This is a genomic window from Mesorhizobium sp. M1A.F.Ca.IN.020.06.1.1 (genome assembly GCF_004023265.1).
Lineage (GTDB): Bacteria > Pseudomonadota > Alphaproteobacteria > Rhizobiales > Rhizobiaceae > Mesorhizobium.
In genome coordinates, this window is record NZ_RZSR01001523.1 from 1 (window position 1) to 830 (window position 830).

1 protein-coding gene and 1 pseudogene are annotated in these 830 nt (G+C 63.4%); both read right to left on the reverse strand.

Going from position 1 to position 830, the window contains the following annotated elements; all coding sequences use genetic code 11:
- The coding region (locus EOA60_RS35290) for a metallophosphoesterase (RefSeq protein WP_245502708.1) at nucleotides 1–191 on the reverse strand (191 nt) is incomplete at its 3' end.
- Nucleotides 192–438: 247 nt separating this feature from the next.
- Nucleotides 439–830, reverse strand: a pseudogene (locus EOA60_RS35295) (acyltransferase); the annotation flags it as partial.

An 830-nucleotide genomic window follows, 5' to 3' on the forward strand; every position in this document is an offset into this window, starting at 1 on the left:
GCCATCAGATGCTCGACCACGCGCCGCGAATTGGGCCCGCGGTCGACATAGTCGCCGAGCATTATGATGATCTTGCGGCCGCGGAACTGCAGCGCGTCGAGCTCGATCTTCTGCTCCAGCGTGCTCAGCTCGTCGTAGCAGCCATGCACGTCGCCGATCGCGTAGACCACCGTGTCGCGCATATCCATCATCAGCCGTTCGCGCGGCAAGGGCCGGGGTCGTCTCGATCGTTGGAACAGGCTCACGGATTGAGGCTCGGTACTCAAACTAGGGTCATGCCACGGAGCGTGGACCAAGCCTCGATATCATGTCGAATGCAAACATTTCCACACCGGGCTGCTCGATGCACATCGCCAAAAAGGCGCAGCGGTCTTGGCAAAACGACGTGCATCAATACCCCGAAAAGCGTCGGCTGACTCCGTTTCAGCGCGATGCGCTTTAGGCTGCTTTGAGCCGATAACGGAAAAGCGTGCGGTCGAGCAGCATGCGGACGCGCGGCTCGGCCTCGGCCGCCACCAGCCAGCTTGCCGCGATCATGGCCATGCCGACGATCGGGATCGAAACCAGGTATGGCACGCCGGCGCGGATCAGGACGCCGAGCAGCGCCGCGCCGACGACATCGTGGATGAGGTAGAGCGGATAGGTCATCAGCCCGATCCGGCGCCAGCCGCCCCGGGAAAGGTTGAGGCGCAGCGACCAAGCCATCAGCGCCACCGCGGCCAGGAAGATGATGATCGGCGGCGCATAGGGCATCGCCGCTTCCACCTTGATGCTGTGCACGTCGACCGAGCTTACGATCTGCAGCGCTCCGCCGGCGAGAAACAGCGCCG